Consider the following 17,848-nt stretch of genomic DNA (forward strand, 5'->3'; position numbering starts at 1 on the left):
GAAGAATACGATGTTCGGAAAATTGACGCTGGATGCAGTGCCGTTCCATGAACCTATTGTCATGGTTACGATTGCTGCCATTATCATCGGTGGTGCGGCCTTACTGGGCCTTATCACTTACTTCGGTAAGTGGACCTACCTGTGGAAAGAGTGGCTAACTTCGGTTGACCACAAACGCCTTGGCATCATGTATGTCATCGTCGCAATCGTCATGTTGATTCGTGGCTTTGCCGACGCCATCATGATGCGTAGTCAGCAAGCGCTGGCTTCTGCAGGTGAAGCAGGCTTCCTGCCTCCTCACCACTACGACCAGATCTTCACGGCTCACGGCGTGATTATGATCTTCTTCGTAGCAATGCCATTTGTTATCGGTCTGATGAACCTGGTGGTTCCGCTGCAGATCGGCGCACGTGACGTTGCATTCCCGTTCCTGAACAACCTGAGCTTCTGGTTCACCGTTGTCGGCGTAATCCTGGTTAACCTTTCTCTGGGCGTGGGTGAATTCGCGCAGACCGGTTGGCTGGCGTATCCGCCACTTTCGGGAATAGAGTACAGTCCAAGCGTCGGGGTCGACTATTGGATATGGGCAGTCCAGTTGTCCGGTATTGGTACAACCCTGACCGGTATCAACTTCTTTGTGACCATCATTAAGATGCGTGCACCAGGAATGACCATGTTCAAGATGCCGGTGTTTAGCTGGGCATCTCTGTGCGCGAACATCCTGATTATCGCCTCTTTCCCAATCCTGACGGTTACCGTCGCGTTGCTAACCCTGGATCGCTATCTGGGCACCCATTTCTTTACCAACGATATGGGCGGCAACATGATGATGTACATCAACCTGATTTGGGCCTGGGGCCATCCGGAAGTGTACATTCTGGTTCTGCCAGTCTTCGGTGTGTTCTCCGAAATCGCGGCAACCTTCTCGCGTAAACGTCTGTTTGGTTACACCTCGCTGGTGTGGGCAACCGTGTGTATCACCGTTCTGTCGTTCGTTGTTTGGCTGCACCACTTCTTCACCATGGGTGCAGGCGCTAACGTAAACGCCTTCTTCGGTATCACCACCATGATTATCGCCATCCCGACCGGGGTGAAGATCTTCAACTGGCTGTTCACCATGTATCAGGGCCGTATCGTATTCCACTCAGCAATGCTGTGGACGATTGGCTTTATCGTCACCTTCTCAGTCGGCGGCATGACCGGTGTACTGCTGGCGGTGCCGGGTGCGGACTTCGTTCTGCACAACAGTCTGTTCCTGATTGCGCACTTCCATAACGTTATCATCGGCGGCGTCGTATTTGGATGCTTCGCAGGTATGACCTACTGGTGGCCAAAAGCGTTTGGCTTCACGCTGAACGAAACCTGGGGTAAACGCGCATTCTGGTTCTGGATCATCGGCTTCTTCGTAGCATTTATGCCGCTGTACGTGCTGGGCTTCATGGGTATGACCCGTCGCCTCAGCCAGCAGATTGATCCGCAGTTCCATCCGATGCTGGTCGTTGCCGCCTGCGGTGCCGCGCTGATTGCACTGGGTATCCTGTGCCAGCTGATTCAGATCTTCGTTTCTATTCGCGACCGCGAGCAGAACCGTGACCTGACCGGTGACCCATGGGGTGGTCGTACGTTGGAGTGGGCAACCTCTTCCCCGCCTCCGTTCTATAACTTTGCCGTTGTGCCGCACGTTCACGAGCGTGATGCCTTCTGGGAAATGAAAGAAAAAGGTGAAGCGTACAAGCAGCCTGCGCACTATGAAGAAATTCATATGCCGAAGAACAGCGGTGCCGGTATCGTCATTACCGCTTTTGCAACACTGTTTGGTTTCGCCATGATCTGGCATATCTGGTGGCTGGCGATTGCAAGCTTCGCAGGCATGATCATCAGCTGGATTGTGAAAAGCTTTGATGAAGACGTGGATTACTACGTGCCGGTCCCGGAAGTCGAAAAACTGGAAAACCAGCATTTCGATGAGATTACTAAGGCAGGGCTGAAAAATGGCAACTGATACTTTAACGCACGCGACTGCCCACGCGCACGAACACGGGCACCACGATGCAGGCCAGACCAAGATCTTCGGATTCTGGGTCTACCTGATGAGCGACTGCATTCTGTTCTCTATTCTGTTTGCAACCTATGCCGTTCTGGTGAACGGCACCGCAGGTGGCCCGACAGGTAAGGACATTTTTGAACTGCCATTCGTTCTGGTTGAAACATTCCTGCTGTTATTCAGCTCCATTACTTACGGCATGGCAGCGATTGCCATGTACAAGAACAACAAGAGCCAGGTTATCTCCTGGCTGGCGTTGACCTTCTTGTTCGGTGCCGGATTCATCGGGATGGAACTCTATGAATTCCATCACCTGATTGTTAACGGTATGGGCCCGGATCGCAGTGGCTTCCTGTCTGCGTTCTTCGCGCTGGTCGGCACGCACGGTCTGCACGTCACCTCCGGTCTTATCTGGATGGCAGTGCTGATGGTGCAAGTTGCTCGTCGCGGCCTGACCAGTACTAACCGTACCCGCATTATGTGCCTGAGCCTGTTCTGGCACTTCCTTGATGTGGTGTGGATCTGTGTGTTCACTGTTGTTTATCTGATGGGGGCGATGTAATGAGTCATTCTAACGAGAGCGGCGGCGCATCCCATGGCAGCGTAAAAACCTACATGACAGGTTTTATCCTGTCGATCATCCTGACGGTCATTCCGTTCTGGATGGTGATGACAGGTTCTGCCTCTCCGGCCGTCATTCTGGGAACTATTCTGGTAATGGCAGTGGTACAGATTCTGGTGCACCTGGTGTGCTTCCTGCACATGAATAGCAAATCTGATGAAGGTTGGAACATGACGGCCTTCGTCTTTACTGTGCTAATCATCGCCATCCTGGTTGTGGGCTCCATCTGGATTATGTGGAACCTTAACTACAACATGATGATGCACTAAGAGCGGCGATTATGATGTTTAAGCAATACCTGCAAGTAACGAAACCAGGCATCATCTTTGGCAACCTGATCTCGGTGATTGGGGGATTCCTGCTGGCCTCAAAAGGCAGCATTGATTATCCCCTGTTTATCTACACGCTGGTTGGGGTGTCACTGGTTGTGGCGTCGGGTTGTGTATTTAACAACTACATCGACAGGGATATCGACAGGAAGATGGAGAGGACCAAAAACCGCGTGCTGGTTAAAGGTCTGATTTCCCCTGCGGTCTCGCTGGTATACGCCACCCTGTTGGGTATTGCTGGCTTTATGCTGCTGTGGTTTGGCGCGAACCCTCTGGCCTGCTGGCTGGGGGTAATGGGCTTCGTGGTCTATGTGGGCGTTTATAGCCTGTACATGAAGCGCCATTCCGTTTACGGTACGCTGATTGGCTCACTCTCCGGCGCTGCGCCGCCGGTGATTGGCTACTGTGCCGTAACCGGTGTGTTCGATAGCGGTGCGTTGATTCTGCTGGCTATTTTCAGCCTGTGGCAGATGCCGCACTCTTACGCGATTGCGATTTTCCGCTTCAAGGATTATCAGGCTGCCAACATCCCGGTGCTGCCGGTGGTGAAAGGTATTTCGGTCGCGAAGAACCATATCACGCTGTACATCGTGGCGTTTGCTATCGCCACGCTGATGCTAACCCTGGGCGGCTATGCAGGTTATAAATACCTGATTGTTGCAGCGGCGGTGAGCGTCTGGTGGTTGGGCATGGCGCTGCGCGGTTATAAAGTGGAAGATGACAGAGTCTGGGCGCGCAAGCTGTTCGGTTTCTCCATCATCGCCATTACCGCGCTTTCCGTGATGATGTCCGTTGACTTTATGGTGCCAAACTCGCAGAACCTGCTGACTTACGTCTGGTAAGAATCTGCAGATACGAAAAGGGTGCTCCGGCACCCTTTTTATTGGCAGGAATATTATTCAGTCATAGAGCCATTTCCCAGCCTTGGCTGACTCGATAATCATACCTACTGTCAAAGGCTTTAACTCAATTTCAGGAGGATCTTTTCGCCAGAAAGGGTATTCTTGTTCAATATAATTCCTTCCATCAAACTTCGAGTATTCAATATCAAAATGCTCAAATAAATCAGCTAAAAAATCATACGCATCTTCCGGAACAAACTGAAAATCATCCTCAAGGGTCCATTCTTTAGTGACCTGCTTAAGACCAGGTCTGAACCAACGTTCCCTGATTGGGTAATTCTTCATGATGTACTCAATAACTTCAGCTTCATAATTTCTCATCAGAAGGATGTCCACTGTATGCGATCTTTGGGTCGTACTAATATGATGATATCATTAGACTTTATGATGCATAATTCACACAACCTGTTGACCTGGGTTGGGTAAATTCAGCGAATGCTAAAAGGGTACTTCGGCACCCTTTTTACTTACTACGTGATTTTGAGAGCGTCAGGTCTCGTCTTTTTGCTCATCAGGCCAGATCTCAAACAACCATTTCCCCTCCTCTGCTGACTCCGCAAACATCCTTACGGTTAAAGGTAAACGTGTTGCTTCAACCTCCTCCCGTTTAACCTTGAACCATCGTGCCAAAAGTGGCGTGTTTTCCCAGGGGAAATAGCGGGTCCAGTCTACTTCCGATAAATCAACGTTGAATACTTTCCGGAACTCTTCAATTGCATCTGAGAGATCGTCTCGTGGCTCATCGAATAAATCTGTGTCGAGTTCTAAAGGAACCTCCTTCCAGTTTTCATCCAAATATCCAGGTATTTCTTCCCTGAAAATTTTTAACACATCGTCTTGAATACTCACTAGAATGATGTCCATTGAATACAAACATCAGCTTGAAGCAATGGGTTATATTTATCGCGAAATACCATTTTCCTTTTCCCTCTTTCCATTAGAAACAACCACAAAAAGACTACACCCGTAATTATCACAAGTAAATTAGTTGCATATGTAATTATTTCAATTATCCCACAACACAATTCCACATATCGTAGAGGTTTACCGCACTCCTTCCCCGCTTTACACTAGGCGCGAAATTAATACAGAGGTGGGAATGAACGATTACAAAATGACGCCCGGTGAGTTGCGCGCCACCTGGGGTTTAGGGACCGTATTCTCGTTGCGCATGCTTGGCATGTTTATGGTCCTGCCGGTTCTGACCACATACGGTATGGCGCTACAGGGTGCCAGCGAAGCGCTAATTGGCCTTGCCATCGGCATATATGGTCTGGCGCAAGCCGTTTTCCAAATCCCCTTTGGTCTGCTCTCTGACCGCATTGGTCGTAAGCCGCTTATTGTTGGCGGGCTGGCGGTATTCGTTCTCGGCAGCATAATTGCCGCCCTCTCCGATTCAATCTGGGGCATTATTCTTGGTCGTGCCCTACAAGGTTCTGGCGCAATTGCTGCTGCCGTAATGGCGCTGCTTTCCGACTTAACCCGTGAGCAAAACCGTACCAAAGCGATGGCGTTTATCGGCGTCAGCTTTGGTATCACCTTCGCCATTGCGATGGTGCTAGGACCAATCGTTACCCATGCGCTGGGACTACACGCGCTGTTCTGGATGATCGCAGCTCTTGCTACCACGGGTATTGTGCTAACCATTTGGGTCGTTCCCAATAGCACTACCCACGTGCTGAACCGCGAGTCGGGCATGGTAAAAGGCAGCTTCAGCAAAGTGCTGGCGGAGCCCAAACTGCTGAAGCTCAATTTTGGCATCATGTGCCTGCATATTTTGCTGATGTCCACATTCGTCGCCTTACCAGGCCAACTGGCGAAAGCGGGCTTCCCCGCCGCAGAGCACTGGAAAATTTATCTGGTGACGATGCTGCTGTCCTTTGTTTCCGTAGTGCCGTTCATCATTTACGCCGAAGTGAAGCGCAAGATGAAACGCGTGTTCCTCGCCTGCGTGTTACTGATACTTATTGCAGAGATTGTATTGTGGAGCGCAAACATTCATTTCTGGGGGCTGATTGCCGGCGTACAGATATTCTTCCTCGCCTTCAACCTGATGGAAGCCCTCCTCCCCTCACTTATCAGTAAAGAGTCTCCGGCTGGCTATAAAGGCACGGCGATGGGCGTTTACTCCACCAGCCAGTTTCTTGGCGTGGCGATTGGCGGTTCGCTCGGCGGTTGGGTGGTTGAAATGTTTGATGGTCAGGCCGTATTCCTGGCCGGTGCGCTTCTGGCGGCAGTTTGGTTAGTTGTGGCAAGTACAATGAAAGAGCCGCCGTATGTCAGCAGCCTGCGTGTGGAAATTCCACCGGAGATTGCCGCCGATGACACGTTAAAGCAGCGCCTGCTGGCAAAAGAAGGGATAAGCGAAGTCTTAATTGTGGCGAAAGAGCATTCGGCCTACGTGAAAATCGACAGCAAAGTCACCAATCGATTTGAGGTTGAGCAGGCCATCAGCCAGGCGTAAAGATGAGATTTGTCAGATGGCGGCTCACGCCATCTGACATAACGACTTAATCGCGGAAGTTCTTGAACTGGAACGGTTGACCGAGATCGCCGCCGCGAACCAGTGCCATGACGGATTGCAGGTCGTCACGCGCCTTGCCGGTTACACGGATTTCTTCACCCTGAATCTGCGCCTGCACCTTCAGTTTGCTGTCTTTGATCAGCTTAACGATTTTCTTTTGCACTGCGCTTTCAATGCCTTGTTTCAGCTTAGCTTCAACAAACCAGGTTTTACCGCTGTGCACGAAGGTTTCTGGTACGTCCAGCGACGTGCCTTCAATGCCGCGTTTCAGCAGCTTGGCACGTAAAATATCCAGCAGCTGATTGACCTGGAAATCAGACTCGCTCAACACCTTAATCGTCTTATTTGACTCATTCAGCTCAAAAGTCGCTTCAACGCCACGAAAATCAAAGCGTGACTCCACTTCGCGGCTGGCGTTATCTACCGCGTTACGGGCTTCCTGAAGATCAACTTCAGAAACAATATCGAAAGATGGCATCTTTTCCTCTCCCTTCATTTTTGATGCGAAGCATAATACCTGCAAAGTTACACAACAGACAGCGCTATACTAGGCTGTATCCTTTAATTGTACGTGGTACTGATACCTGCGAACAATAATGGGGTACGGCCGATATGGATTAACACCTGGTGCTGTTGCAGGTGAGGAGGAAGAATGAAAATTACCGTACTGGGATGTGGAGCGCTAGGACAGCTTTGGCTTACCGCGCTATGCAAACATGGACATGAGGTGCAGGGGTGGCTACGCGTACCGCAACCCTATTGCAGCGTAAACCTGATCGACACGGACGGGTCAGTTTTTAATGAATCCCTGACGGCAAACGACCCCGACTTTTTGGCAAAAAGCGACCTGCTGCTGGTTACCCTGAAAGCCTGGCAGGTTTCTGATGCGGTAAAAGGCCTGGCTGCAATCCTGCCTGAAACCACACCCATTATCTTGATTCACAACGGCATGGGGACAATTGAGGAACTGCATAGCATTAAGCAACCTCTGCTGATGGGCACCACCACCCACGCGGCACGCCGTGACGGCAACGTCATCATTCATGTCGCTCAGGGAACCACAAGGATTGGTCCCGCACGTGAGCAAGACGGTGATTTCAGTTATCTGGCTGAAGTCCTGCAAGAAGTGCTACCGGATGTCGCCTGGCACGACACTATTCGTGCCGAGTTGTGGCGCAAGCTGGCCGTCAACTGCGTCATTAACCCGCTGACCGCATTATGGGATTGCCCAAACGGCGAGTTACGTCATCATCCTGAAAAAATAGCACTCATCTGCGAGGAAGTGGCCGCGGTTATTGAACGCGAAGGCCACCACACATCAGCGGATGATTTACGCAATTATGTCGAGCAAGTGATTGACAGTACGGCGGAAAATATCTCATCGATGCTGCAAGACATTCGTGCCCTGCGCCATACTGAGATCGACTACATTACCGGTTATTTGTTAAAACGCGCCCGCGCGCACGGCATCGCCGTTCCGGAAAATGCCCACCTGTTTGAAATGGTTAAGAGAAAGGAAAGTGAGTATGAGCGCTCAAGCACTGGTATGTCTCGCCCCTGGTAGTGAAGAGACCGAAGCGGTCACCACTATCGATCTGCTGGTTCGCGGCGGAATTAAGGTCACAACCGCCAGCGTCGCCAGCGATGGTGGCCTGACTATTGTGTGCTCACGCGGAGTAAAGCTGCTGGCGGATGCACCATTAGTCGAAGTTGCTGACGGCGATTTCGACATTATCGTGCTGCCGGGCGGTATTAAAGGCGCCGAGTGTTTTCGCGACAGCCCTCTACTGGTCGAAACCGTGAAACAGTTTCATCGCTCCGGGCGCATTGTCGCGGCAATTTGCGCCGCTGCCGCCACCGTCCTCGTCCCACACGATATTTTCCCCATCGGTAACATGACCGGTTTTCCGGCGCTGAAAGACAAAATTCCCGCCGATCAGTGGCAGGACAAGCGCGTCGTATGGGATCCACGTGTCAACCTGTTAACCAGTCAGGGACCGGGGACTTCCATCGATTTCGGTCTAAAAATCATTGATCTGCTGGTGAGTCGCGAAAAAGCTTACGAGGTGGCATCACAACTGGTGATGGCCGCGGGAATCTATAACTACTACGAATAAACATGCTTACCGGATGGTTGAAACCATCCGGTAAAAGATTTAAAACCAAGGTGCTCCGCTCATAACGTTGCTATAAAACAACATTCTTCCCGCCAGTTCACCCGTCGCCATTAATACGACCCATACCCAACTCTGCTGGCTATATTTCAGACGCGATATTCCCCACACAGCAACACAGATGCTGGAAAATAGCTGCCACCATAGCAGAGGACTTGACGCATCAGCACCAGGCACATGATAGCGAAACCACAACCCGCTCGCCGTCAACACGATTCCAATTATGATCCCTGCATTACACACCGGTGAAGAGGATTTATGCCAATAGCCACCTGCCACCGCCACACTCATAAAACCCAGCAACACCGCCGTTGCCAGAAAGCCAAGCGGCGTGGCCAGAGTATGCCAAAGCGGGTGTAGTGCCATTTGATAATAGACCTGAGACGTCACAAAAATTGACACAAGACCAACAAGCGCCGTTACGCCACCCAGAAGATTCACTCCAGGGTGCTCAGGCTTGAGCCAGCATAGCGCTAGCCAACAAAATATCACGGCATTCAATACGATAAATGCCGCCACTTCCCGGCTCAACCAGGATATTCCCAACCCAGCTATTGAGCGGTATGCGCCAGTAGGTGTTCCCAAGTGTACAAGGGATGCCAAAGAACCCAGCACAGTGATGACCCAAAATAACAGCGCCAGCCGACGATATTGTTCAGCATTGAATTTCAGCGTGCCAAAATTCTGACACAACGTTAGTGCCAGGACACCACCAATCCCCCATTGAGCAAAGACCGTAAAAAAGACTAATGGCAATTCATAGTGTTCCATTTCTCTCTCCTCAGTCCCGTGGCGCAATAATCACAATATTGGGCTTACTGATATTGTGATCGGGTAAGTTGTAGCGCTTCTCTAGTACCGTCCATTGGGTGGTATGCTCTTTGCGAAGATCTTCTATCTCGCCAAATCGTAAAACCCCCGCGGGACACGATTCAACACAGCGTGGTTGCAAACCTTCATCCAGGCGTTCCGCACACAAATTACATTTACTGGTTTTCCCCTCTTCCGCATCGTAAACCGGTGCACTCCAGGGGCAGGCCATAATACACATCCGGCAACCGATACAACGTTCGTGGTCCTGTACAACAATCCCGTCAGCTCGTTTGGTATAAGTCCCGGCAGGGCACACTTTCATGCACTGAGGGTCATCGCAATGGTTACACGACATGCTGATAAAAGCTTGAGTATTAGGTTCATCCGTATTGCGCTCACGCACCCGCCGCCACAACACACCAAGCGGCGTCATATTTTCTGATTTGCAGGCCATGCTGCAGGTTTTACAGCCATAGCAGTTTTGCATATCAATAAGAAATCCATACTGTTTCGTCATGATTATGCCTCCCTTCTCACGTCAACTAACGTACTGTTACAACAGTGTCCATTGCCCAACAACTCGACCTGATCGTTGGTGACGTGGCTGCTACTTCCCCCCTGTTGCTCCCACCAGCCGTTATCCAGGCTCACAACTCCCCGTTTTATATGCGTTGTAACATCGGCAATTGCTCTATGCTCTCCACGATGATTAAACACAACAACCCACTCTCCGGCCTGGATCTGACGATTATGGGCATCTTCTGGGTGAATCATAACGTTTGGACGATTACGCTGAACCTCGAGGATCCATTCATTCATACCGTGGCTCGAATGTACGCTACGTGCCAGTTTGCGCTGTACCGCCATTAACGGATAGTGGCTTGCCAGCTCAGGTGAACCTTTCACTGACTCTTTCACCTGTTTCTAGGTCACTACCGGCAGGAAGTCTTTTTTGGCCCACTCCTCAATATAAAAATGCGCCTTTCCGGTTGAGGTACAAAACAGCCCATCCTTAAAGGGGATCCAGTCTTCTTTAACGGGGCATACCGGCCCTTTTTTTAACATTTCGCGGGTGATACCCGACCCTTTGAGGCAAGTATCAATGTAATGTTCGATGGGCTGATTAAAGACGTCTCCAAATCCAAAACGCTCGGCCAGGCGTGCAAAAATCCAGTAATCCGGTTTAGCTTCTCCCGGTGGTTCCACCGCTTTCTCCATCAGTTGTACATAGTGGCTGCGTACCCCCGCCATTAAACTGACATCTTCAAAAATGGTCGTCACGGGCAGCACCAAATCGGCATACAGTGCAGACGAACTCATCAAATTGTCTGCCACTACGACAAATGGCACTTTTTTAAAGGCTTCTCTGACCTGATTTGTATTCGGCAACTGCGTCATTGCCCCCAGTGTCATGTTCCACCAGAATTTTATTGGATGAGGTTTTTCGTTAACGATCCAGTCCCCAATTTTAGAAATGGGGATCGATGGAATTTTGGCAGCATTTGGCGCGGGGGGGATAATGGGCGAAAATTTCGCCATTTGCCTGACCCCGCCCGCATCACAGACCCCAGCACCAGGCTTACCGATATTGCCGGTTATCAGCGCCAGATAAAATTGGCTGGCAGCTACGTAAGTACCAAATTCGGTTCTCTGCGCTCCAGACATATTCTGAACAATCATCGCAGGTTGCGTGGAAGCATAGTCTCGCGCCAGACGTAACACCGTTTGCGCTGGCACATCCGTTTCCTGCTCGACTTTCTGTGTTGTCCAGGGCTTAGCCTGCGTCCAAACGTTATCCAGTACGGTCGTAAAATCACTCTCGTGGGGCAGTTCATCATTCAGCAATGCAGGAATAACGCCCGGCGCATCATGTCGCTTCACGCTTTGTGTCAGGGTATCAAACACCAGATAACTGTCCGTATCCTGCGGGTCGGCTCGCATTAATTTCTGTTGTCCATCCACCAGATAAACCGCACCGGTGTGCGCTCGCAGAAAATCCGCGTCATAGCGTTTTTCCTGCATAATGATGTTGATCATCCCCAGCGCCAGTGCGATATCAGTCCCCGGCACAATAGGCACCCACTCATCCGCTTTAGCTGCGGTTTCGTTAAAACGAGGATCGATAACGACCATGCGCGCCCCGTTACGTTGCGCGTTTGAATAATCCTTGAAGTAAGCATGCATCGTAACGGCAGGGTTATTTCCCCAGCAGAGGATATAGCGGCTTGCTGGTATCGTGTCTCGGGTATCCGCATAGCGTAAACCCACCATTGGTATCATCGCGGCGGTGACGGCAGCACAACATAGTGAGCCAGCATGTTTTGTCGATCCGCCAAGATAATCAAAAAATGCTTTCCCCATATCATTCTTGATAGAGTCCATGTTCCCTGAGGCGGCAGTTAACAATAAGCCTTTATTGCCATCACTCACGATTGTGTCTCTGATTTTCTTTTCAATGAGATCCAGTGCGGCATCCCAGGAAATTGGCTTAAATTTCCCCTCACCTTTCTCCCCCGTACGCAGCAGCGGTTGCGTCAAACGTAGAGGGTGGTACACCCACTTCGTTCGGCTAATTCCTCGTAAGCAACATTTCACGTTAAAACCTTTCGTTGCTTCAATTTTCATCAAGCGATCTTTCCAGACATAAGCAGTCAGATTGCAATGCAGACATTCCATTGCGCAGGTCGAACGAAAGGTCATGTAATCCGATTGCTGAAGACGAAACCGGGGCAACGGCGCACCGTTGGCCTGGCGTAATCCGAGAAAGGTTGGCCCTAATGTAGCTAAACCCACTACACCTAGCCCTTTTAACAAGGTTCTTCTTTTTAAACGTATATTGCTCAAAGCATCCATGGTTTCCCCTCCATAAAGTTAATCATTAGTGAATCAAGGTTCACTAATGATTAACTTGAGGTGAATCATGATCTAATCACTTAGAGGTAGTGATCTTTTTGAATTGCGAAAGCAGTCCTGTTTCTGACTCGATGATATAATCGCTAGGTATCTAAAAAGAGAACGCATATGACTGAAACATCACAAGGGGTAAATTCGGTTGATATAGCCGTCAGCATTTTGACATTTGTTGCCAGTCAAAATGGTCAAGCGAGGGCAATCGATATCGCTACTGGATGTGGATTGTCGAAAAGCAGGTTACACAAATATCTGGTTTCACTTTGCCGAACAGGCATGCTATGTCAAAACGAAAAGGGGCTTTACAGCCTGGGTGCAACTGCACTGCAGCTGGCTGGGACGCCAACGGGTATACGCAATGCGATTAACGAGCTCAACGCTATGCTGATTGCTTTTCGCGATACCTTTAACCACTCTACTGGAGTCGTCGTTGTCTCTGATAACGGATTAATACTCAAACATTACAATCGCAGTTTTCGAAACGTCGATATCGATTTTCTGCCCAATACACAGGTTCCACTTCATGCCAGTGCAGCAGGGCAAATTTTTATGAGTTTTTCTGGTTATCAGGCGCAAAATCCGGCGCAGAAACAGTTAATTAAACAAATAATATCGCAGGGATATGCCGTGCGTTACAACCCAACTCAGGGGATCCCTGGAGCGCAATCTATCGCTTGTCCGCTTCAGAATAGTAAAGGTGAGCTCATTGCAATTGCTGTAACGATGGGTTTTTTTAGTGCCGAAGCTATTCCGCAGATTGCTAATCAATTGGTCAACAGCATTGCATCACTTCAGCTGCAAGATTAGCGTTGCCCCGGCGCGTAAAGCCGGGGCAAACCACAATTACGGACGATATACCTTCACGTTCTCAAAGCCCTGCTCGCGCAGATAAAGCGCCTGCAGGCGGCTCATCACTCCACGTTCACACCACAGCAGCCAGGTTTTATTCTGGTCCAGATCGCCGAATTTAGTGCTCAGCTTGTAGAATGGCAGAGAAACGACGTCCACGCCTTCAACCTTCAGCGGTTTATCATCCTGTTCATCCACAGAACGAATATCAAGGATTACGTCATTCGGGCCGAAGCCGCTCACGGTTTCCACTTCTACCACGGTCTGCTGCGTCTGCTGAGCGATATCGCGAATATCGATATTGTTCGCTTCTTCAACCACTTTATCGAGGATAGAGAAATCGAAGTTTTCTTCTTCGGCCTCAATCTTCGCTTTGATCGCTTTCACCGTCGGACTTTTTGAAATCACACCGCAGTATTCCGGCATAGTACGGGCAAAGTCCTCGGTACCAATTTCACGCGCCAGATTGATGATGTGCTCTTTATCATGGGAGATAAGCGGGCGCAGGATCAGGGTGTCTGATACGTTATCGATCAGGCGCAGGTTGGTCAGCGTCTGGCTGGACACCTGGCCCAGCGCTTCACCGGTTACCAGCGCCTGCACACCGTAGCGCTCAGCGACTTTCGACGCCGCGCGTACCATCATACGTTTGAGGACCACGCCCATCTGGCCGTCATCAACTTTCTCAAGGATCTCACCGACCACCGGTTCAAAGTTGATCGCAACAAAACGCACGCGATGCGAACTACCGAAGCGGTTCCACAGGTAATGTGCCACCTGACGAACGCCGATTTCATGCGCTGCGCCGCCAAGGTTAAAGAAGCAATAGTGTACACGGCAGCCGCGACGCATCAGCATATAGCTGGACACGCCGGAGTCGAAACCGCCGGAAATCAGCGACAGCACGTCTTCCTGCGTCCCAATCGGGAAACCACCAATACCTTCATAGCGGCCTTTAACCAGCAGCAGACGGTCGTTTTCGATTTCAAGATTAACGGTCACATCCGGCTTCGTCAGCTTCACGCGTGCAGATTCAATATGTTGGTTCAGTCCACCGCCAACATAACGTTCCACCTCAATGGAGCTAAACTCATGCTTACCGCGACGCTTAACGCGTACACAGAAGGTTTTACCTTCCAGTTGATCGCGATACTGCACCAGTGCCTTCTCGAAAATATCGTGCATATCGGTAAACGGCACGTCTTCTACTTCGAGAATGTGGTGGATACCCGGAATACGGGTCAGCGCGTCGCGAATATCCAGGCGCTGGCTTTCATCTTTAGCGCGAACCTCAACGTGATCCCAGTGGCGGACAACGGCAAGGTCTTCATCATAGTGCTTTAAAACGTTACGAATGTTCCCTGTCAGAATTTTTATAAAGCGCAAACGCACAGATTGGCTTTTGATGGTGATTTCTGGGAACAATTTAATGATAAACTTCATGGCGGCAATGGTTCTTAGGCAAGTCTGAATGACTTGTAATGGAAAAAAATACAGCAGCCCATACCCGCGACTGCATCCAGGCGCGCAAGTATATCATCATCACGCGGCTACTGTGCACATTGCGCGTTATTTGCTTATCAGTGCGAGTCCGTTACCATAGTCTTGTGCTGCCAATACAGAGAGTCAGACATTCATTATGCCGAAGAAAAATGAAGCGCCAGCCAGTTTTGAAACCGCGCTGAGCGAGCTGGAACAAATTGTTACCCGTCTGGAAGGCGGCGACCTGCCGTTAGAAGAAGCGTTGAACGAATTCGAACGTGGCGTACAGTTGGCGCGTCAGGGACAGGTCAAATTGCAACAGGCGGAACAGCGCGTACAAATCCTGCTGTCAGATACTGAAGACGCCGCCCTTACGCCTTTTACACCGGATAATGAGTAAATGGATTTTACGCAGCAGCTACAGGCTTGCGTTGAGCAGGCCAATCAGGCACTGAGCCGTTTTATCGCGCCACTGCCCTTTCAGAACACTCCCGTGGTCGAGACCATGCAATATGGCGCATTATTAGGCGGTAAACGCCTGCGCCCGTTCCTGGTGTATGCGACCGGTCAGATGTTTGGTGTCAGCCTGAGTACGCTTGATGCTCCCGCTGCCGCCGTCGAATGCATTCATGCCTATTCGCTGATGCACGATGATTTGCCCGCGATGGATGACGACGACCTGCGCCGCGGTCTGCCGACCTGCCACGTAAAATTTGGTGAGGCAAACGCGATCCTGGCCGGAGATGCGCTGCAAACGCTGGCGTTCTCTATTATCAGCGACGCCCCAATGCCGGAAGTATCTGACCGTGACCGCATTGCGATGATCTCTGAACTGGCTCAGGCCAGCGGTATCGCCGGTATGTGCGGCGGTCAGGCGCTGGATCTGGAAGCTGAAGGTCATCAGGTTGAGCTGGATGCGCTGGAGCGGATTCACCGCCATAAAACCGGAGCATTGATTCGCGCCGCCGTGCGCCTGGGGGCGTTAAGTGCTGGCGATAAAGGGCGAGAATGCCTGCCAATACTCGACAAATACGCAGAAAGCATCGGTCTGGCTTTCCAGGTTCAGGATGACATCCTGGATGTGGTAGGCGATACTGCAACATTGGGTAAACGTCAGGGTGCAGACCAGCAGCTTGGCAAAAGTACCTATCCTGCACTTCTGGGTCTTGAGCAAGCCCAGAATAAAGCCCGGGATTTAATCGAGGATGCCCGCCAGTCGCTAAGTCTGCTGGCCGCACAGTCACTCGATACCTCGGCACTGGAAGCGCTAGCGGACTACATAATCCAGCGTGATAAATAAACCAACATATCCCATGAGCTTGCGATGAGTTTTGATATAGCCAAATACCCGACCCTGGCGCTGGTCGACTCCACCCAGGAGTTACGCCTGCTGCCAAAAGAGAGCCTGCCAAAGCTTTGCGACGAACTGCGCCGCTATTTGCTCGACAGCGTAAGCCGTTCCAGCGGGCACTTCGCCTCTGGTCTGGGCACGGTGGAACTCACCGTCGCGCTGCACTATGTCTACAACACCCCGTTTGACCAGTTAATCTGGGATGTGGGACATCAGGCTTACCCGCACAAAATTCTGACCGGCCGCCGCGATAAAATCGGCACCATTCGTCAGAAAGGCGGCCTGCATCCGTTCCCATGGCGCGGTGAGAGCGAGTATGACGTACTGAGCGTTGGGCACTCTTCAACCTCCATCAGCGCAGGTATTGGTATTGCCGTTGCCGCCGAGAAAGAAGGTAAAGAGCGCCGTACCGTATGTGTGATTGGTGATGGTGCCATCACCGCAGGGATGGCGTTTGAAGCGATGAACCACGCGGGCGATATTAGGCCCGACATGCTGGTTATCCTCAACGACAACGAAATGTCGATTTCAGAGAACGTCGGCGCGCTGAACAATCATCTGGCACAGTTGCTCTCTGGCAAACTCTACTCCTCGCTGCGCGAAGGCGGGAAGAAAGTCTTCTCCGGCGTGCCGCCGATTAAAGAGCTGCTCAAGCGTACCGAAGAACACATCAAAGGCATGGTTGTGCCGGGTACGCTGTTTGAAGAGCTGGGCTTTAACTATATTGGTCCGGTAGATGGTCACGACGTGCTGGGGCTTATCACTACGCTTAAAAACATGCGCGATCTGAAAGGCCCGCAGTTCCTGCACATCATGACCAAAAAGGGTCGTGGCTACGAGCCTGCGGAAAAAGATCCGATTACCTTCCACGCGGTACCAAAATTCGATCCGTCCAGCGGATGTCTGCCGAAAAGCAGCGGCGGCCTGCCGAGCTATTCAAAAATCTTCGGTGACTGGCTGTGCGAAACCGCGGCGAAAGACAATAAGCTGATGGCGATCACCCCGGCGATGCGCGAAGGCTCCGGTATGGTGGAGTTTTCACGTAAGTTCCCGGACCGCTATTTCGATGTGGCGATTGCCGAGCAGCACGCAGTGACGTTTGCTGCCGGTCTGGCGATTGGCGGCTACAAGCCGGTGGTAGCCATTTACTCGACCTTCCTGCAACGCGCCTACGATCAGGTGCTGCACGATGTTGCCATCCAGAAACTGCCGGTCCTGTTCGCCGTTGACCGGGCAGGGATTGTTGGCGCAGATGGACAAACCCATCAGGGGGCGTTCGATCTCTCCTTCCTGCGCTGCATCCCGGAAATGGTCATCATGACCCCGAGTGATGAAAACGAATGCCGCCAGATGCTGTTTACCGGTTATCACTACAACGACGGCCCAACGGTCGTGCGCTACCCACGCGGCAACGCGGTGGGCGTTGAGCTGACCCCGCTGGAACAACTGCCAATTGGTAAAGGCATCGTGAAACGTCGCGGGGAAAAAGTGGCGATTCTCAACTTCGGCACCCTGATGCCGGAAGCTGCTCAGGTCGCAGAGTCGCTGAACGCTACGCTGGTAGATATGCGTTTTGTGAAACCACTGGATGAAACGTTGATCCTTGAAATGGCTGCCCAACACGAAGTGCTGGTTACCATTGAAGAGAACGCCATTATGGGTGGTGCTGGCAGCGGCGTAAACGAAGTGCTGATGGCCCATCGTAAGCCCGTCCCGGTGCTGAACATTGGCCTGCCTGACTTCTTCATCCCGCAGGGAACTCAGGATGAAGCTCGTGCCGATCTGGGTCTGAATGCCGCAGGAATTGAGGCCAAAATCAAGGCCTGGCTGGCATAATCCCCTCCCCGC

Annotated in this window: 17 protein-coding genes and 1 pseudogene; 11 read left to right on the forward strand and 7 right to left on the reverse strand. The window is 51.2% G+C overall.

Annotated features, from left to right (window positions below; translation table 11 throughout):
- Window positions 1-10: 10 nt before the first annotated feature.
- Genes cyoB through cyoE form a run of 4 tightly spaced genes read left to right on the forward strand, consistent with a single transcriptional unit; the run spans window position 11 to window position 3,837 of the window.
- Window positions 11-2,002 (forward strand): cytochrome o ubiquinol oxidase subunit I, encoded by a 1,992-nt coding sequence (gene cyoB / locus BZK41_RS12885; protein ID WP_003831008.1) that lies wholly within the window; start codon window positions 11-13, stop codon window positions 2,000-2,002.
- A complete protein-coding gene (locus BZK41_RS12890) occupies window positions 1,992-2,606 on the forward strand; it encodes a cytochrome o ubiquinol oxidase subunit III (protein ID WP_003831007.1) in 615 nt (204 codons plus the stop codon). Before cyoB ends, BZK41_RS12890 begins: the two co-directional genes overlap by 11 nt.
- Window positions 2,606-2,935, forward strand: coding sequence for a cytochrome o ubiquinol oxidase subunit IV (locus tag BZK41_RS12895; RefSeq protein ID WP_079938377.1), 330 nt, complete (start codon window positions 2,606-2,608; stop codon window positions 2,933-2,935). The genes BZK41_RS12890 and BZK41_RS12895 overlap by 1 nt, the downstream gene beginning before the upstream one ends.
- 11 nt (window positions 2,936-2,946) lie before the next feature.
- Window positions 2,947-3,837: a heme o synthase gene (gene cyoE / locus BZK41_RS12900; protein WP_100194043.1), complete on the forward strand. Its 891-nt coding sequence runs from the start codon at window positions 2,947-2,949 to the stop codon at window positions 3,835-3,837.
- 57 nt (window positions 3,838-3,894) lie between these two features.
- Here the strand turns inward: cyoE and BZK41_RS12905 are convergent, their stop codons facing one another.
- Window positions 3,895-4,218, reverse strand: a complete 324-nt coding sequence (locus BZK41_RS12905) for a DUF1493 family protein (RefSeq protein ID WP_071696878.1) — start codon at window positions 4,216-4,218, stop codon at window positions 3,895-3,897.
- A gap of 168 nt (window positions 4,219-4,386) precedes the next feature.
- On the reverse strand, window positions 4,387-4,761 hold the full coding sequence (locus BZK41_RS12910; RefSeq protein ID WP_079938378.1) for a DUF1493 family protein: 375 nt from the start codon (window positions 4,759-4,761) through the stop codon (window positions 4,387-4,389).
- Window positions 4,762-4,996: 235 nt separating this feature from the next.
- Here BZK41_RS12910 and BZK41_RS12920 point away from each other — a divergent pair, with 235 nt between their 5' ends.
- A complete protein-coding gene (locus BZK41_RS12920; RefSeq protein WP_079938379.1) occupies window positions 4,997-6,361 on the forward strand; it encodes an MFS transporter in 1,365 nt (454 codons plus the stop codon).
- Window positions 6,362-6,407: 46 nt separating this feature from the next.
- On the opposite strand, the gene BZK41_RS12925 is transcribed toward BZK41_RS12920, so the two are convergent.
- A complete protein-coding gene (locus BZK41_RS12925) occupies window positions 6,408-6,899 on the reverse strand; it encodes a YajQ family cyclic di-GMP-binding protein (protein ID WP_003831002.1) in 492 nt (163 codons plus the stop codon).
- A 174-nt stretch (window positions 6,900-7,073) separates the two neighbouring features.
- Here BZK41_RS12925 and panE point away from each other — a divergent pair, with 174 nt between their 5' ends.
- Both panE and yajL read left to right on the forward strand, forming a co-directional pair.
- The gene (gene panE / locus BZK41_RS12930) at window positions 7,074-7,985 is read left to right on the forward strand and encodes a 2-dehydropantoate 2-reductase (protein WP_079938380.1); all 912 of its coding nucleotides are present in this window, start codon (window positions 7,074-7,076) and stop codon (window positions 7,983-7,985) included.
- Complete coding sequence (gene yajL, locus BZK41_RS12935; protein WP_079938381.1) at window positions 7,948-8,538, forward strand: protein deglycase YajL; 591 nt, start codon at window positions 7,948-7,950, stop codon at window positions 8,536-8,538. Before panE ends, yajL begins: the two co-directional genes overlap by 38 nt.
- 39 nt (window positions 8,539-8,577) lie before the next feature.
- On the opposite strand, the gene BZK41_RS12940 is transcribed toward yajL, so the two are convergent.
- From BZK41_RS12940 to BZK41_RS12950, 3 genes and pseudogenes are all read right to left on the reverse strand, one after another.
- Complete coding sequence (locus BZK41_RS12940; RefSeq protein ID WP_079938382.1) at window positions 8,578-9,366, reverse strand: DmsC/YnfH family molybdoenzyme membrane anchor subunit; 789 nt, start codon at window positions 9,364-9,366, stop codon at window positions 8,578-8,580.
- Between the two features lie 10 nt (window positions 9,367-9,376).
- Window positions 9,377-9,925 (reverse strand): 4Fe-4S dicluster domain-containing protein, encoded by a 549-nt coding sequence (locus BZK41_RS12945; protein ID WP_170972905.1) that lies wholly within the window; start codon window positions 9,923-9,925, stop codon window positions 9,377-9,379.
- A 2-nt stretch (window positions 9,926-9,927) separates the two neighbouring features.
- Window positions 9,928-12,261: pseudogene (locus tag BZK41_RS12950) on the reverse strand (molybdopterin-dependent oxidoreductase).
- 168 nt (window positions 12,262-12,429) lie between these two features.
- On the opposite strand from BZK41_RS12950, the gene BZK41_RS12955 reads away from it, so the two are divergent.
- Window positions 12,430-13,125, forward strand: a complete 696-nt coding sequence (locus BZK41_RS12955; RefSeq protein ID WP_079938383.1) for a helix-turn-helix domain-containing protein — start codon at window positions 12,430-12,432, stop codon at window positions 13,123-13,125.
- Window positions 13,126-13,161: 36 nt separating this feature from the next.
- Here the strand turns inward: BZK41_RS12955 and thiI are convergent, their stop codons facing one another.
- On the reverse strand, window positions 13,162-14,610 hold the full coding sequence (thiI, locus tag BZK41_RS12960) for a tRNA uracil 4-sulfurtransferase ThiI (protein WP_045440518.1): 1,449 nt from the start codon (window positions 14,608-14,610) through the stop codon (window positions 13,162-13,164).
- Window positions 14,611-14,806: 196 nt separating this feature from the next.
- Between thiI and xseB the strand changes: the two genes are divergently transcribed.
- Genes xseB through dxs form a run of 3 tightly spaced genes read left to right on the forward strand, consistent with a single transcriptional unit; the run spans window position 14,807 to window position 17,836 of the window.
- Window positions 14,807-15,049, forward strand: a complete 243-nt coding sequence (gene xseB, locus BZK41_RS12965; RefSeq protein WP_003021586.1) for an exodeoxyribonuclease VII small subunit — start codon at window positions 14,807-14,809, stop codon at window positions 15,047-15,049.
- Window positions 15,050-15,949, forward strand: a complete 900-nt coding sequence (gene ispA, locus BZK41_RS12970) for a (2E,6E)-farnesyl diphosphate synthase (protein ID WP_079938384.1) — start codon at window positions 15,050-15,052, stop codon at window positions 15,947-15,949. It begins immediately after the preceding gene.
- A gap of 24 nt (window positions 15,950-15,973) precedes the next feature.
- The gene (gene dxs / locus BZK41_RS12975) at window positions 15,974-17,836 is read left to right on the forward strand and encodes a 1-deoxy-D-xylulose-5-phosphate synthase (protein WP_079938385.1); all 1,863 of its coding nucleotides are present in this window, start codon (window positions 15,974-15,976) and stop codon (window positions 17,834-17,836) included.
- Window positions 17,837-17,848 lie beyond the last annotated feature (12 nt).

Origin of the sequence: Citrobacter sp. A316 (assembly GCF_002042945.1) — a bacterium.
Lineage (GTDB): Bacteria > Pseudomonadota > Gammaproteobacteria > Enterobacterales > Enterobacteriaceae > Citrobacter > Citrobacter portucalensis.

Excerpts from the sequence above, each read along its gene's own strand:
- cyoB (WP_003831008.1), top strand. The coding sequence starts at position 11 with ATGTTCGGAAAATTGACGCTGGATGCAGTGCCGTTCCATGAACCTATT.
- BZK41_RS12890 (WP_003831007.1), top strand. The coding sequence starts at position 1,992 with ATGGCAACTGATACTTTAACGCACGCGACTGCCCACGCGCACGAACAC.
- BZK41_RS12895 (WP_079938377.1), top strand. The coding sequence starts at position 2,606 with ATGAGTCATTCTAACGAGAGCGGCGGCGCATCCCATGGCAGCGTAAAA.
- cyoE (WP_100194043.1), top strand. The coding sequence starts at position 2,947 with ATGATGTTTAAGCAATACCTGCAAGTAACGAAACCAGGCATCATCTTT.
- BZK41_RS12905 (WP_071696878.1), bottom strand. The coding sequence starts at position 4,218 with ATGAGAAATTATGAAGCTGAAGTTATTGAGTACATCATGAAGAATTAC.
- BZK41_RS12910 (WP_079938378.1), bottom strand. The coding sequence starts at position 4,761 with ATGGACATCATTCTAGTGAGTATTCAAGACGATGTGTTAAAAATTTTC.
- BZK41_RS12920 (WP_079938379.1), top strand. The coding sequence starts at position 4,997 with ATGAACGATTACAAAATGACGCCCGGTGAGTTGCGCGCCACCTGGGGT.
- BZK41_RS12925 (WP_003831002.1), bottom strand. The coding sequence starts at position 6,899 with ATGCCATCTTTCGATATTGTTTCTGAAGTTGATCTTCAGGAAGCCCGT.
- panE (WP_079938380.1), top strand. The coding sequence starts at position 7,074 with ATGAAAATTACCGTACTGGGATGTGGAGCGCTAGGACAGCTTTGGCTT.
- yajL (WP_079938381.1), top strand. The coding sequence starts at position 7,948 with ATGAGCGCTCAAGCACTGGTATGTCTCGCCCCTGGTAGTGAAGAGACC.
- BZK41_RS12940 (WP_079938382.1), bottom strand. The coding sequence starts at position 9,366 with ATGGAACACTATGAATTGCCATTAGTCTTTTTTACGGTCTTTGCTCAA.
- BZK41_RS12945 (WP_170972905.1), bottom strand. The coding sequence starts at position 9,925 with ATGACGAAACAGTATGGATTTCTTATTGATATGCAAAACTGCTATGGC.
- BZK41_RS12955 (WP_079938383.1), top strand. The coding sequence starts at position 12,430 with ATGACTGAAACATCACAAGGGGTAAATTCGGTTGATATAGCCGTCAGC.
- thiI (WP_045440518.1), bottom strand. The coding sequence starts at position 14,610 with ATGAAGTTTATCATTAAATTGTTCCCAGAAATCACCATCAAAAGCCAA.
- xseB (WP_003021586.1), top strand. The coding sequence starts at position 14,807 with ATGCCGAAGAAAAATGAAGCGCCAGCCAGTTTTGAAACCGCGCTGAGC.
- ispA (WP_079938384.1), top strand. The coding sequence starts at position 15,050 with ATGGATTTTACGCAGCAGCTACAGGCTTGCGTTGAGCAGGCCAATCAG.
- dxs (WP_079938385.1), top strand. The coding sequence starts at position 15,974 with ATGAGTTTTGATATAGCCAAATACCCGACCCTGGCGCTGGTCGACTCC.